This is a genomic window from Neisseria maigaei, from assembly GCF_958267405.1.
In the GTDB taxonomy this organism is placed as follows: domain Bacteria; phylum Pseudomonadota; class Gammaproteobacteria; order Burkholderiales; family Neisseriaceae; genus Neisseria; species Neisseria bergeri.
In genome coordinates this window covers 1-14,034 of sequence record NZ_CATQFT010000045.1, presented here as the reverse complement: position 1 = coordinate 14,034, position 14,034 = coordinate 1, and the positions used below count along the sequence as shown (strand labels likewise).

The following is a 14,034-nucleotide window of genomic DNA, read 5'->3' as shown; positions in this document are numbered from 1 at the left end:
TGGCACACGGATTTCGGGCGGTGCAAAAGGCAACGCGCGGCATTCCGCAAAGCCGCCGATTACGCCGGATGCCGCATTTCGCGCCACGCCCTTGTTTTGCTACATTTCCCACTTACCTTATTTGTTCGGAACGTATTGATGAAAAAGAGAAAAATACTGCCGTTGGCAATTTGTTTGGCGGCTTTGTCTGCCTGTACGGCGATGGAGGCCCGCCCGTCTCGGGCAAATGAAGCCCAAGCCCCACGCGCGGATGAAATGAAAAAAGAAAGCCGCCCCGCGTTTGACGCGGCAGCCGTACCGGTCGCCGAGGGCGGGTTTGCCGCCAATGCAAATGTCCGCCGTTTTGTGGACGATGAGGTCGGGAAAGGGGATTTTTCCCGGGCGGAATGGCAGGATTTTTTTGACAAAGCGGCTTACAAGGCCGGCATCATCAATATTATGCACCGTCCTTCCACATCGCGTCCGTGGTATGAGTTCCGCACGGGAAATTCGGGCAGGGCGAAATTTCACGGCGCGCGCCGGTTTTATGCGGAAAACCGCGCGGTTGTCGATGATGTGGCACAAAAATACGGCGTGCCTGCCGAGCTTATCGTGGCGGTTATCGGGATTGAAACGAATTACGGCAAAAATACGGGCAGTTTCCGGGTGGCGGACGCATTGGCGACTTTAGGCTTCGATTACCCCCGCCGCGCCGGGTTCTTCCAAAACGAATTGGTCGAGCTTTTAAAGCTGGCAAAAGAAGAGGGCGGCGATGTTTTCGCCTTTAAAGGCAGCTATGCGGGCGCGATGGGGATGCCGCAATTTATGCCTTCGAGCTACCGGAAATGGGCGGTGGATTATGACGGGGACGGACATCGGGACATATGGGGCAACGTCGGCGATGTTGCGGCATCGGTTGCCAATTATATGAAGCAGCACGGTTGGCGCACGGGCGGCAAAATGCTGGTGCCGGCGACGTTGGCCCCGGGTGCGGATGTCCAGGCAATCATTGGCGAAAAAACCGCCCTGACGCGGACGGTGGCGGATTTGAAGGCGTACGGCATCATCCCCGGCGAAGAGCTTGCAGATGATGAAAAGGCGGTTTTGTTCAAACTGGAAACCGCACCCGGTGTGTTTGAATATTATTTGGGCTTGAACAATTTTTATACGGTATGGCAGTACAACCACAGCCGGATGTATGTAACGGCGGTCAGGGACATTGCCAATTCGCTTGGCGGCCCGGGATTGTAATGTTTTTTATAGTGGATTAACTTTAAACCAGTACGGCGTTGCCTCGCCTTGCCGTACTATTTGTACTGTCTGCGGCTTCGTCGCCTTGTCCTGATTTTTGTTAATCCACTATAAAATGCCGTCTGAACCAAGTTTCGGTTCGGACGGCATTTTTGCATCCTTTTATGGGGATTTCCGCATCAGGGTGGTATTCGGGGCGAAGCCCGCTTCAGACGGCATTGCCGGTTAAGGCTTGTCCGAAGGAGGGTGTCCCTGTCCTTTGGCGGGCGGGAGGAAAAGTATGCAGGGATTGCTTTTAATCTGATTCCAAAAACTTTTGATCAGGTTGCGGATGCTGCCGATTTTCGTGCCGCGCGAGCGCAGGGCGACGAAGAGGGCGAGGCTGAAGCTGACGCATAGGTTGACCAGGCCGATGGCGAGGACGCTGCAAATGCCGAGCAGGAATGTGCCCAAGCCGACGTTGCCGCTGACGGCGGCGTAGCCGAGGTTGGCAGAGGAGAAGGCGACATGGCGGATGTCCAGCGGCAGACCGAGGAGGTGTCCGAAGTAGCCGGTCATGCCCAAGAGCATACCGAAGATGAAGTTGCCGACCAGCGAGCCGTAGTGTTTGTGAATGTAGGCGGCGAGGACGCGGCGGGGTTTGGGGCGCATGATTTTGCGCAACAAGGGATTGAAGGGCAGGCGTTGGCGCAGGTTGAGGTAGTCGGCGCGGTTGTCGAAAAAACCTGCGATGATGCCGGAGCAGAACAGCCACAGGCCTGCAATGGCGGCATACCATAGGGTCGGATGATTGATGATGTCTATGGATTTGAACTGGTAGGCGGCGGTGTGGGCATCGAGTATGGGTAGCCGGTACAGATGGGCATAGCCGAACGATATGGCGCACGCCAAAAGGATGGCGATGGAAACGTTGCCGAAGACGGCGACGCTTTGGGAACGGCATACGTCGATGAGGAGCTTGGCGAGTTTGTTGTCCACCGCTTTGCCGCCTTCGTTGAGATCGACCTGTTCGGCAAAGCTGGCGGCAGTCATCGCGGGCTGTTTGGTGGCGACGGTGCAGTGCAGCATATGGATAATCATAAAGCCGATGCCGTAGTTGAACCCCGCCGACAAGGAAGTGAGGAAGGGGCTGAGGCCGAGTGTGCCGATGCGGATTTTGAGCAGCGCCATCAGGGCGATGATGATGCCGCCGCCTGCCGCCGAGTAGAACATTTTGAAATATTCTTTGCGGTTGCGGGTAATGTAGTGTTCGCCGTGGTGGCTTTTGTTTTCGGTAATGCTGCGGGCGAGCATACGGATGCTGCTGCGGCGCAGGTGGCGGGTGCTGTATTGTTCGACTGCCGCGTAGATGAGGGAGTTCATCAGCGCGATGGTCAGGCGGTTGCTGTTGCCGATACCGGTTTGGATGTCGGTAAGCAGCTTCAGACGGTCTACGGTCTGCCGGAGCCGTTCGAGCAGGTGGGCGACTTTGACCGACGAACCGGAGCCGGCGCCCGTCCCTTTGCGGCGCAAATAGTCAATCTGGCTGAAACATTGGTCGAACATCACTTCGAGGTGGGCGGTGTCGTAAGGCGTGGTGCCGTTGCGGTAGTGTTCGACCAGTTTGGCGGTTTCGCGTTGGAGGGCGACGAAGGAAGAATCGGCTTCCAGCAGGCGCGGGGCGATGCGGATGAGGTCGGGTTCGATGGCTTCGGATGCCGTCCAGACAGACAGCATTTCGATGGCGCGCAAACGCGCATCGGCAAGGCGGATGCCCGCCGTCTGCAATTTGGACGGCTCGGCGTGGCTCCGGATGAGTTCGTATAAAACCAGCCATTGGCGGATATTGAGCGTTTGCAGCCATTTGTCGTCGTTTTCGGAATGAAAAAGATAAAGGAAGACTTCGCCCAAGTTGGCAAAATCTTTATATGACGGGCTGAAGCGTTCGTATATACGTATGCCCATTTCCCGGGCAAAGCTGTGGCGCGAGAAGATGCCGAGTTTGATGAGTGCCGGATAAATGTGTATTTGCGCGAGCCAGATGTAAAAACACCGGCTGAAGCGGGACAGCAATTCCCTGTCTTGTTTGAATGTGTCGATAATCAGGTCGAAACGCTCCCCCGCGCATTTTTTGCCGCCACGGCGCAAAAATTTAATCAATGCGTTGAGGACGTTGACAAAATCGGTATGTCCCAAGCTTTCCGAAAGCAGGGGGCGCAGGTTTTGAGGGGTAATTTTCTTCATATCAGCCATTGTACCGCATCGGCAATCCGGCGTTAAACGCCCCGATGGCGGGGAGGGCGCGCCTGCGGAAGGCGGCGCATTTTCCGCCGGTTTGAAATCAAACTATATTAATGATATAATAAATATCGATAAATCAATCTGATAGAATAATCTGTATTGATTTTTAATTTTTTCGATTATAACAATTTCGGCCGGTTTGTGCATTTCGTCATCCGGAAGCCGGTATTTTGCCGGCAGGTTTTGACCGCTTTGCCCGATGACCGGGTTTGTCTGTTTTTAACAAAGGAGTGAGAAGGTTTGTCCCTGTCTGAATTTATAGAAAGCCGAACGTCATTTAATCCGATGGTTATTTTGACGACTTTGTTTTTCGTGTGTGTTTTGGTGGTATTGGTTTTAACCGTGCCGGATCAGGTGCAGATGTGGCTCGACCGGGCAAAAGAAGTCATTTTTACCGAGTTCAGCTGGTTTTATGTTTTAACGTTTTCCATTTTTCTAGGTTTCCTGCTGATACTCTCGGTCAGCAGTTTGGGAAACATCAGGCTCGGACGGGATGAAGATGTGCCGGAATTCGGCTTCCTGTCGTGGCTGGCGATGCTGTTTGCGGCCGGGATGGGCGTGGGTCTGATGTTTTTCGGCGTGGCAGAGCCGTTGATGCATTATTTTTCGGACATTACGGCCGGTACGCCGGAACACAGGCAGCAGCAGGCATTGCTGTACACGGTGTTCCATTGGGGCGTTCACGCTTGGTCGGTGTACGGTACGATTGCATTGGCTTTGGCTTATTTCGGTTTCCGCTACAAGCTGCCGCTTGCCCTGCGTTCTTGTTTTTACCCCCTGTTGAAAGAAAAAATTTCCGGAAGGTTCGGCGATGCCATTGATATTATGGCGTTGCTTGCTACTTTTTTCGGCATCATCACCACATTGGGGTTCGGGGCTTCGCAACTGGGCGCCGGATTGCAGGAAATGGGCTGGATTGCCGAAAACAGCTTCAGCGTGCAGGTTTTGATTATCGCCGCCGTCATGTCCCTCGCCGTCGTTTCGGCAATATCCGGCGTGGGGAAGGGCGTGAAGGTGTTGAGCGAGTTGAACCTGGGCCTTGCGTTTTTGCTGCTGTTTTTTGTTTTGGCGGCGGGACCCACCGTTTACCTGTTGTCGGCATTCGGCGACAACATAGGGAACTACCTCGGAAATCTGGTGCGCCTCAGTTTTAAAACTTATGCGTACGAACGGGAACACAAGCCGTGGTTTGAGTCTTGGACGGTGCTTTATTGGGCGTGGTGGTGTTCTTGGGCGCCGTTTGTGGGTTTGTTTATCGCGCGTATTTCAAAGGGGCGCACCATCCGCGAGTTTGTCTTCGGGGTTTTGCTCATCCCCGGCCTGTTCGGCGTTTTGTGGTTTACCGTCTTCGGCAATACGGCGATTTGGCTGAATGACGGGGTTGCGGGGGGAATGCTCGAAAAGATGACCTCCTCTCCGGAAACGCTGCTTTTTAAATTCTTTAATTACCTCCCCCTGCCTGAATTGACGAGCATCGTCAGCCTGCTGGTCATTTCCCTGTTTTTTGTAACTTCTGCCGATTCCGGGATTTATGTCCTGAACAATATTACCTCTCGGGACAAAGGCTTGAGCGCGCCACGGTGGCAGGCGGTTATGTGGGGCGTGCTGATGTCTGCCGTTGCCGTTTTGCTGATGCGCTCGGGCGGGTTAGGCAACCTGCAGTCTATGACCCTGATTGTTTCCCTGCCGTTTGCCCTGCTGATGCTGATAATGTGTTTCAGCCTGTGGAAAGGCTTGAGTGCGGATAAGAAATATTTTGAGACCCGGGTTAACCCTACCAGTGTATTTTGGACGGGCGGCAAGTGGAAAGAACGGCTGGTGCGGATAATGAGCCAGACGCAGGAGCAGGATATTTTAAAATTCCTCAAACATACCGCATCGCCCGCTATGCACGAGTTGCAACGGGAGCTTTCGGAAGAATACGGCTTGAGCGTCCGGGTCGATAAGATGTTTCATCAGGACGAGCCCGCAATCGAGTTCGTCATTCGGAAAGAGACGATGCGCGATTTTATGTACGGGATTAAGTCTGTCGGGCAGGATGTATCCGACCAGTTGATTAACGACGGCAACCTGCCGCATATCCGGCACCAGACAACTTACAAACCCTATGCTTATTTTTTCGACGGGCGCGTCGGGTACGATGTGCAGTATATGAACAAGGACGAGCTGATTGCCGACATTTTGAAAAATTACGAACGTTATTTGATGTTGTTGGATGATGTCGGTCAGGAACTGATGGCGCACGAGCAGGTGGAATTGGCAGAGTAAATGCCTTTTCTCCGGCGTTTGCCAAAAAAAATGCGGTGAATCTGATTCACCGCATTTTTTTGCCGGACGGGGCTTCAGACGGCACGGCGTTCATTTGTTTCCTTCAAACTGCTCCTTCAGCACCCGTTTCAATACTTTGCCCGTAGCGTTGCGCGGCAGCGCGTCTTTAAAGTGGATCTGTTTGGGGATTTTGAAATTTGCCAGCACGGTACGCAGGTGGCGGCGGATTTCGTCCTCGCCCAGATTCATACCTTCCTTCAATTGGACGAAGGCGACGATTTCCTCGTCGGCATAACGGTCTTTCACGCCGATGACGGCGGCGGCTTCGACGGCATCGAGTTTGTAGATTTCCTCTTCGATCTCGCGCGGATAGACATTTTGACCTTTGGAAATAATCAAATCTTTTTTGCGGTCGACGATAAAGATGAAGCCGTCTTCGTCTATGGTAACGAAATCGCCCGTTTTCAACCAGCCGTTGACGATGGTTTCATCGGTGGCGGCAGGCATATTGAGGTAGCCCCGCATCACCGAACCGCCTCTGACGATCAGTTCGCCCACTTCGCCGCGCGGCACTTCGACCAATTCTTCATCGACGGCTTTGACTTCCAAACCGGGAAGGGGGATGCCGACGCTGCGGGCTTTTTGCCTCTCGGGCGTATTGACGGCGACGACGGGCGAGGCTTCGCTCAGTCCGTAGCCTTCCAGCAATTTGGCGCGGGGGAACTTGGCTTTGAAATCGAGGATGGTTTGTTCCGCCAAAGGCGCGCCGCCGCTGATAAACAGGCGGATGCGGTTGAACCATCTGAAATACCAAGGGATTTTCGCCTTGCTCATCGCGGTGTAAATCGCGGGCACGCCCAAAAACACGGTCGCGCGTTTGAGCAGTGCCTGTTTCAAAACGTTGGAAAACGGGAAAACGGATTTGACCAAAATAATCGAACACGCCATATAAATCGGCAGCAGCACCATAGCCGTCAGCGTGAAGCTGTGGAACATCGGCAGGAAAACGATAAAGCGGTCGCGTTTGGAAATTTTAAAGATGCGTTCGATGCCGTTCAGGTTGGCGAACAGGTTGGCGTAGCTGATTAGCGCGCCTTTGGGATGCCCCGTCGTGCCGGAGGTATAGATGATATGTGCCAAATCATTTATCCGGGGTTGTCGGCCCAAGTCGGGTTTCTCGGGGAAGCGGCGCACGTCTTCAAAAAAGGCATCGCCTTCCGCCGTTTCGCCGGCCGGCCGGCTTTGGCCCGTCCAAATGATTTTTTCGACGGGCGTTTGCACCTTCAAGCCCGCCAATTCTTTGGACAGGCCGGCCGAGGCGAACAGGAAGCGCGCCTTGCAGTCGTTCAGGATATACGCGTATTCGCTGTTTTTCAAAAATGTGTTCATCGGCACGGCGACCGCGCCGATGGCGGAGACGGCGAAATAGGCGGTAATAAATTCTGTGGAATTGGAAACCGCCAGCGCGACTGTGTCGCCGAACTTCACGCCGATATTTTGCAGATACGCCGCAACGGCTTCGGCTTCCTGCTTGAGCGCGCGGTAGGCGGTTTTTTCCTTGCCGTCGAACACTGCCGTGCCGTTGCCGTTTTTGCGGCAGGCGGCGGTCAGCATTTCGTAGAAATTGGCATAAGTCCGGTTCATGAAACTTCCTTTATGGTTGCGGACGGCGAACGCCCTCATTTGAAAACAATATGCCGTCTGAAAACGGAAAGCGGCAGTTTATCATCTTTGCCTTCAGACGGCATATCAAACGCCGCCTTTGCGCCGTATGCCGGAGGTTCGCCCCCGTCCTTCCGATGCCTGAGGCGAATGCCGTCTGAAACACTATTTTTGTCCGACAGTTTTCTGGCAAGTGAAACAATAGACTTTGCCGTTGAATTTTACTTTATTCTGCCAGCAAAACTTAGCCACATTCTCGGAAACGGTTTTATGGCATGAGCAGCAGAACAAACGTCGAGCGGGTATGGGCTGTGTTTTATCTTTAGGGTTTGTTTCAGGGGTGTTTTCTGGCTCCGCAATACCAAAGCGCGCCTTCCAATCAATTTGTAACGGTTTATGAAGTTTGACCAGTTTTTGAGCTAAGTCCATAACCGTGTCTGCGGATACAATTTTTGACATGGAAGCCATTTGATGCAGAAAGGCAGATGGGCTGATTTCATCAATATCTTTGTCAATCCGTTTTTTCAACTGCTCATTCTTAATAATTCTTTCCAACTCTTTCGGATTTTGACTGTTCTTGGGCCGATGGATAATGGCAGAATTTGCAACCAAAATAAGACTGTGCAGGGAGGGCTTCATTTTCAACCCCATTCTGACGGGCAGTTCGATTTCGTCGCTTCTGAACAGTCTGGACAAAAACAACTGGTGACGGTTGTTTTGTTCGATAGGTGAAGCGATGCCATAGGGTTTACCTTGGTAAAATGCCGAAAATTCCCCATATTCATTAATGGCAATACCTTCGCCAAACCGTTTGCTTTCGCAAACATAGATTTCTAAGAAACGGTTGATTAATAAGTGATCAATCTGCGCGGAATGTCCTTCCAACTCTAAGCGTAAATCATGAATGACTGCCCAATTTTTGTTGTTTCCATAGAGGAAGTTGATTTGATAAGCAGCTTCTTTTTCACCTTTTAATCCAGACTGGATGTTGCGGATTTCTCTCTGAATCTGATTTTTCTGCTCTTGGGACAGCTGTGGCAACTCAAGCAGCCGGTTTAATTCCGACAAATCATTTTCCCGATTATCAGAATCTTTAATAATCATATTGTTTCCTTGATGTTTTCTATTTACAGTATTTTCAGAAGGCATCTGTATTTTTCATGTCGTCTGAAAGTCTTGGGTTTACGGTTTTGCGTGTGCGGAGCGGACGAGTTCTTCGAGGCTGTCGGCGAGCATTTCCGCCGCGCGCCGGTAGCCTTTGGCGGAGAAGTGTACGCCGTCTTTGGCGGCCCATCCTTGGTTGAGCCAGTTTTTCATACTGCAAACGCCGCCCATCGCGTTTTGCCAAGACCAAAACATCGTCTGCCCCTGACGGGCGACGCGCCGCTGCATCTGTTGGACTTCGGTCAGGCGGACGGGGCGTGTGCCGCATACGCCGAGCGTGTTTTTCAGGGATTCGGGTGCGCCGATGATGAGGATGCCGGCGGCGGGCAGGCTGTCGCGGATTTGGCGGACGGTATCCAGCCATTTTTGTTCGGTATCGGCAATGTCGATGTTGTCGCCGAAGGCTTCGTTGGTACCATAGGCGAGGATGACCAGGTCGGCGCCGGTTTGGGCAAGGTCGCCCATCCGGCCGGTACGCCATTTCGACCATTGGGTCAATTGTGCGCCGTTGATGCCCATCGCAGAAACGGTAACGCCGCCGGCTGGGTTTTCGATATTGATGAAGCCGATGTCCCACGGCATTTCGGTGTGTATGGTCAGGGGCAGTGCCGCGCGGGTGTCCAGTACCTGCCAGCCGCCGCCGTTGGCGGGGACGGCGTTGCCGTTGACGGTCAGGGTTTGTTCGGCGAGCAGGGGCTTGGCAAACAGGGAAACGCGCTGCCTGCCTGCCGTGCCGTCCGATGCGGTCAGGGTCATACTGCCGCCGCTGCCGGTTTGGGCGAGGATGCCGCCGAGGGGGAAGTCTGCTGCGGCACTTCGGCTGTTGAGGCTTTGCCAGTTGCCGCTGTAACGGACGGCCGCCATACGCTGCCCTTTGACGTTGGCGGGGTAAACCCAGCCTATGCCGCCGTCGCCCCATGTTTTTTGCAGGCGTTTGCGCAGGGTGTCAGTAAAGAAGTCGCCGGCGGTATGCGAGTCGCCGATTTGCAGGATGCGGAAGGTTTCGCCGCTGCCTTGTGCGACGGATTGGAGTTTTTTCATCCAAGGCGAGGCGGCGGCGTTGCTGTAATCGGTCAAGAGGCCGTCTTCGCCGGTGTAGGGCGCGGACGGGGAAACGGTAACGGTGTCGAGGCTGACGGAGGCAACGGGCAGGGCGTTTGCCTGGGTTGCGGCGAACAGGGCGGAAAATGTGATGAAGTGTCTGAGGTTCATGGTTGTCGGCCTGGTGTAAAAGTGAGTTTTTCCATTATTTTTTCCGCCAGCAGTTTTTGTCCTTCGGCGGTAAAGTGTATGCCGTCTTTACTGCGGTAGCGGACGGATTTGCCGTCGATGTTGACGGAGTCGGTGTAGCGGTCTTCTCCGCCGCTCAGGGTGTGCGCGGTGGGAATCAGGATGATTTTGCCTTCCAAATGTTCCGAAAGCAGTTTGTCGAGGTAGCGCATCTGCCCGTCTAGCTTGGCTTTTTTCATGTAGGGGATGCCGAGCCAGACGACTTGGACGTGGTGCGTGTGTGCGGCTTCAAGGATGCGGTCGACGCGTTTCAGGTATTCTTGCGCCCATTCGTCGGAAGCGAATTTGAGGTAGCGTTTGCCGACGGGAAAATCCCACGGGTCGTTCGGACCGAGGAAGACGGCGAGCACGCTGATTTCGGGATGTTTTTGCAGGGTTTCTTCAATCGTTTTCGGCCAGTCGAAGAATGAGGGGTAGGACAGCCCTGTGCTTTGTTTGCTGAGGTTGACGGATTCGATGCCGTATTGCTGTTTCAGGCTTTTTTGCACGAAGGGTGCAACACCCTGCATCAGCGAATCGCCGGCAAAAAAGACTTTGTCGCCGCTGCGGACGGCGGCGGCTTCGGTGTCTTGTTTCCATTCTGTTTCACCGGTTTGAGGGACGGCTTCGGATGCGGCGGCTTCAGACGGCATATCTGTCGAACCGCCGCCTTGAGCCGTCGACGGCGTTTCGCCGGACAGGAAGGCTTTGATGCCGTCTGAAAAGGCGTAGGCGTTTTCTTGCAACGCCGCACCGGTTTGCCACCATCCGTAGGCGGCAAGCGGTTCGAGCGGGCTGTTGCGGTGGTAGGTCTGCTGCCAGTAGGCGTTGATGGGGTTTTGGGCAAACCACGCGGCAATCAGGGCAGACATCAGTATGGAGGCGAAAAGGGAAAGAAAGTGTTTCATGTCCAAACCCTTAAAAATTGGCATAAATAAAGCCGGGTATCCCCGAAGGGGCGAATACGATAATCAGCAGCAGGACGGCGGAAACGGGGATAAACCACAGCCACATCGGGATTTTTTCCAAACCTTTGACCACACCGTCGAAAGCGCGTTGCAGGTAAGGGTAGAGCAGCATGACGGATGCAAACGAGGCAAGCAGCAGCATGTTTGCCTGTTGCGGCGCATTCCAGCCGTTGGCATTAGCAAAGAGGGCACTGAAAACCGCGCCGGCATCGTCGGGGTTTGCGGTATTGAAGACGACGAAGGTCAGGCAGACAAAATGGAAGGTAATGAGCCACGAGAGCGGCGCAAGGTATTTCAGACGGCATAGTGCGTCGCGTCCGAAATAGCGGTCGCCCGTGTTGAGCAGCACCAGTGCCGTGCCGTGCAGCGCGCCCCAAATGAGGAAGTTCCAGCCGTAGCCGTGCCAGATGCCCGAGAGCACCATTGCCGCCATCAGGTTGAGCTGTGTCCGTAAAAAGCCTTTTTTGCTGCCGCCCAAGGGGATGTAGATGTAGTCGCGTATCCAGGTGGAAAGGCTGATGTGCCATTTGTCCCAAAATGCGCGGATGTTTAAAGCACGAAGCGGTGCGGAGAAGTTTTTGGGCAGCCTAAAGCCCAGCAGCATTGCCATGCCGATAACCAAGTCGGAATATCCGGAAAAGTCTAAAAAGAGTTGGAAGGTATAGCCGTACACGCCCGCCAATACGCCCCAGCCGTCGAATTGGGCGGGGTTTTCAAATACGGGCGACACCCAGTTTTCCGCCAGCATCCCCGCCAGCCACCATTTTTTGGCAATACCCAGCAGAATCAGGGAAACGGCGAGTGCGGGGCGGACGGGTGAGCGCGGTTGGCGGGTGCGGATTTGCGCCAGTGCGCCCGCCTGTTCGCCGTCCGCGCTTTTGAATGCGGCGGCGCGGATAATCGGGCCGGAGGTAACGGTGGGAAAGAAACTCAGGTGCAGCAGCAGCTCGTGCCACCCGAAACGCGCGGCGTGCGGCGCACGGAAGCAGTAAACCAGATAGGCGATCGACTGGAAGGTGTAATACGAAAGCCCCAGCGGCATCAGGATGTCGATTGCGCCGCCTTGTCCGGCATATTGTGCAATCAGCGGGCGGAAAAAATCGAAATATTTGAAAAAGCCCAAGACGGTCAGCGAGGCGGCAATGCCGCACCCCAGCCAGAAACGGCGCGTACTTTCGCGATCGGAACGGAGCAGTTCGCCCAAAAGGTACACGCAGGAGGAATAAAGGACGATGATTGCCGCAAATACGGGGCCGATATGGTAGAGCCAGCCCATACCGGCAGCCAGAAGCAGCAGGTTTTGGACGGACGGGTATTTCGCCAAGCCCCAGTAAAGCGGCAGGAAGGCGAGAAAAAACAGTGCGAATTCGACAGACAGCAGCGGCATAAACCATCCTTGGAACAAAAAATAGGCGTTAAAACACGGCAAAGCTCGTTATTTTAAGCAGGGGCGGATATTTCTTCAATCAAAATGCCGTCTGAAGGGCGGGAGGGGCTTCAGACGGCATCGCGCAGTCAGGTTCGGATATGGCGGTTCAGGTTCAGGCATACCCATAAACCTGCCGCCGCCGTAAACATACCGGCGATGCCGATGCAGGAAATGCCCGAGTATTGCGTAGCCCAATGCCCCAGCAGCGCGCCGCCGCCGATACCGACGTTGTAAAGCCCCGAGTAAATCGAGTTGGCAAGGTCTGCGGCATCGGAGGCGAAATCCAAAACTTTGGAAACCATCCCCAGACTGACGACCACAATCGCCGTCCCCCATACGAACACCAGCGCGTAAATGGCGGCAGGAAAATGCGCCAAAGGCAGCAAAAGCCCCGAAGAGAGGGCGATAAGCGATACCGCGCCCGCCAAAAATGCGCGCGGATGTTTGGCAAACCATTTGCCGAAGAGGTACGAAGCGGCAAAACCCGCCAGGCCGTACAGGCTCAGAACCACCGTAACCTGCCGCGCGGAGAAACCGCCGATTTGGATGACGAAGGGCTCGATGTAGCTGTATGCGGTAAAGTGCGCCGTGATGACCAGTACCGTCATCGCATACAGCAACATCAGTTTTTTCCGTTTCAAAAGCAGGGGCAGGCTGCTTAAAGAACCTGTATTCACACTCGGCAGGGGCGGCAGGCTTTTGGCAAGGACCGACATAACCGCCGCCGCACACAGGCCGATCAGCAGAAAACTCGCCTGCCAGCCCAAATATTGTCCGACCATACGCCCGAGCGGAATCCCCGCCACCATCGCCATCACCGTCCCCGTGCTGAGCAGTCCCAATGCCTGATTCCCTTTTCCGACAGGGGCGATGCGTACCGCCAGCGAAGCCGTAATGGACCAGAACACCGCGTGCGTCAGCGCAATCCCCACGCGGCTGGCAAGCAGGATTTCAAACCGCCACGAGGCAAACGACAGGATATGGCTGACGGTAAACAGCGCAAACAGAACCAGCAGCAGGCCGCGCCGTTCCATATGGCGCGTCAGCAGCATGAGCGGCAGCGAAGTCAGTGCGACAATCCACGCATAAACCGTAATCATCACACCCGTTTCGGTCGCCGCCATGCCGAAGCTTCGTCCGATGTCGCTCAAAAGCGCGATGGGGATGTATTCGGTCGTGTTGAAAATAAATGCGCCGATTGCCAAGGCAATGATGCTCAACCAGGGTTTTTGTGAAGCGTTCATTGTTGTTGTCCTGATGGGAATTGCCGCCATTATGCGCAAGCGTCCGTATTTTTTCAAACCGCCGCACCGTTTCCGCGTTTGCCCAAGTTCACGCTCCGACTTACAATAACGCCCGTTAGATTGCAGTACCAACGAAAGGAAAAATGATGGAAACCCTTATCCTCGACATCGGTGGCATGAGCTGCGGCGGCTGCGTCAAAAGCGTTACCCGGATACTGGAAAGCGTCAAAGGCGTGGCTAGCGTCGAAGTCAGCCTTGAAAACAAAAGTGCGACCGTCGGCTACGACCCCGCGCAAACCGATGCAGGGGCGTTGATTGAAGCCGTAGAAGACGGCGGCTATGATGCCGCGTTGAAATAAAGCGGCAAAAATGCCGTCTGAAGCCTTTGCGTTTCCCCGATGCCGTCTGAAGCACGCTCCGCACTGATGAATCCCCTAATGATTTTTATCAAAATCATTAAGTTAAGGTAGATACACATCTTGTCATATGATCAAATGGTTTCGCCAAAAATCAATAATCA

At 54.2% G+C, this 14,034-nt stretch carries 11 protein-coding genes; 4 read left to right on the top strand and 7 right to left on the bottom strand.

The features are described 5' to 3' along the window. Positions 1-138: 138 nt before the first annotated feature. The gene (gene mltB / locus Q3O06_RS08480) at positions 139-1,230 is read left to right on the top strand and encodes a lytic murein transglycosylase B (RefSeq protein WP_301818420.1); all 1,092 of its coding nucleotides are present in this window, start codon (positions 139-141) and stop codon (positions 1,228-1,230) included. A gap of 225 nt (positions 1,231-1,455) precedes the next feature. On the opposite strand, the gene Q3O06_RS08470 is transcribed toward mltB, so the two are convergent. Continuing rightward, positions 1,456-3,453: a site-specific recombinase gene (locus tag Q3O06_RS08470; RefSeq protein ID WP_502572642.1), complete on the bottom strand. Its 1,998-nt coding sequence runs from the start codon at positions 3,451-3,453 to the stop codon at positions 1,456-1,458. Positions 3,454-3,750: 297 nt separating this feature from the next. Here Q3O06_RS08470 and Q3O06_RS08465 point away from each other — a divergent pair, with 297 nt between their 5' ends. Next, complete coding sequence (locus tag Q3O06_RS08465; RefSeq protein ID WP_301818418.1) at positions 3,751-5,778, top strand: BCCT family transporter; 2,028 nt, start codon at positions 3,751-3,753, stop codon at positions 5,776-5,778. 90 nt (positions 5,779-5,868) lie between these two features. Here the strand turns inward: Q3O06_RS08465 and Q3O06_RS08460 are convergent, their stop codons facing one another. Next, positions 5,869-7,422, bottom strand: coding sequence for a fatty acid--CoA ligase (locus Q3O06_RS08460; RefSeq protein WP_301818417.1), 1,554 nt, complete (start codon positions 7,420-7,422; stop codon positions 5,869-5,871). Positions 7,423-7,472: 50 nt separating this feature from the next. On the opposite strand from Q3O06_RS08460, the gene Q3O06_RS08455 reads away from it, so the two are divergent. Beyond that, entirely contained in the window at positions 7,473-7,601 is a 129-nt protein-coding gene (locus Q3O06_RS08455) for a hypothetical protein (protein ID WP_301818416.1), read from the top strand. A 4-nt stretch (positions 7,602-7,605) separates the two neighbouring features. Here the strand turns inward: Q3O06_RS08455 and Q3O06_RS08450 are convergent, their stop codons facing one another. From Q3O06_RS08450 to Q3O06_RS08430, 5 genes are all read right to left on the bottom strand, one after another. Next, complete coding sequence (locus Q3O06_RS08450) at positions 7,606-8,544, bottom strand: nuclease-related domain-containing protein (protein ID WP_107818936.1); 939 nt, start codon at positions 8,542-8,544, stop codon at positions 7,606-7,608. A gap of 78 nt (positions 8,545-8,622) precedes the next feature. Next, positions 8,623-9,816: an SGNH/GDSL hydrolase family protein gene (locus Q3O06_RS08445; protein ID WP_301818415.1), complete on the bottom strand. Its 1,194-nt coding sequence runs from the start codon at positions 9,814-9,816 to the stop codon at positions 8,623-8,625. Then, entirely contained in the window at positions 9,813-10,781 is a 969-nt protein-coding gene (patB, locus tag Q3O06_RS08440) for a peptidoglycan O-acetyltransferase PatB (protein ID WP_301818414.1), read from the bottom strand. Before patB ends, Q3O06_RS08445 begins: the two co-directional genes overlap by 4 nt. A 10-nt stretch (positions 10,782-10,791) precedes the next feature. Continuing rightward, entirely contained in the window at positions 10,792-12,228 is a 1,437-nt protein-coding gene (locus Q3O06_RS08435; RefSeq protein ID WP_301818413.1) for an MBOAT family O-acyltransferase, read from the bottom strand. 128 nt (positions 12,229-12,356) lie between these two features. Further along, positions 12,357-13,514, bottom strand: a complete 1,158-nt coding sequence (locus tag Q3O06_RS08430; protein ID WP_301818412.1) for a sugar transporter — start codon at positions 13,512-13,514, stop codon at positions 12,357-12,359. Positions 13,515-13,660: 146 nt separating this feature from the next. Between Q3O06_RS08430 and Q3O06_RS08425 the strand changes: the two genes are divergently transcribed. Beyond that, positions 13,661-13,873 (top strand): heavy-metal-associated domain-containing protein, encoded by a 213-nt coding sequence (locus Q3O06_RS08425; protein ID WP_002232550.1) that lies wholly within the window; start codon positions 13,661-13,663, stop codon positions 13,871-13,873. Positions 13,874-14,034 lie beyond the last annotated feature (161 nt).

Coding starts and splice junctions, on each gene's coding strand:
- Q3O06_RS08455 (WP_301818416.1), top strand. CDS start 7,473: ATGCCGTCTGAAAACGGAAAGCGGCAGTTTATCATCTTTGCCTTCAGA.
- Q3O06_RS08460 (WP_301818417.1), bottom strand. CDS start 7,422: ATGAACCGGACTTATGCCAATTTCTACGAAATGCTGACCGCCGCCTGC.
- Q3O06_RS08435 (WP_301818413.1), bottom strand. CDS start 12,228: ATGCCGCTGCTGTCTGTCGAATTCGCACTGTTTTTTCTCGCCTTCCTG.
- Q3O06_RS08425 (WP_002232550.1), top strand. CDS start 13,661: ATGGAAACCCTTATCCTCGACATCGGTGGCATGAGCTGCGGCGGCTGC.
- patB (WP_301818414.1), bottom strand. CDS start 10,781: ATGAAACACTTTCTTTCCCTTTTCGCCTCCATACTGATGTCTGCCCTG.
- Q3O06_RS08450 (WP_107818936.1), bottom strand. CDS start 8,544: ATGATTATTAAAGATTCTGATAATCGGGAAAATGATTTGTCGGAATTA.
- Q3O06_RS08430 (WP_301818412.1), bottom strand. CDS start 13,514: ATGAACGCTTCACAAAAACCCTGGTTGAGCATCATTGCCTTGGCAATC.
- Q3O06_RS08445 (WP_301818415.1), bottom strand. CDS start 9,816: ATGAACCTCAGACACTTCATCACATTTTCCGCCCTGTTCGCCGCAACC.
- Q3O06_RS08470 (WP_502572642.1), bottom strand. CDS start 3,453: ATGAAGAAAATTACCCCTCAAAACCTGCGCCCCCTGCTTTCGGAAAGC.
- mltB (WP_301818420.1), top strand. CDS start 139: ATGAAAAAGAGAAAAATACTGCCGTTGGCAATTTGTTTGGCGGCTTTG.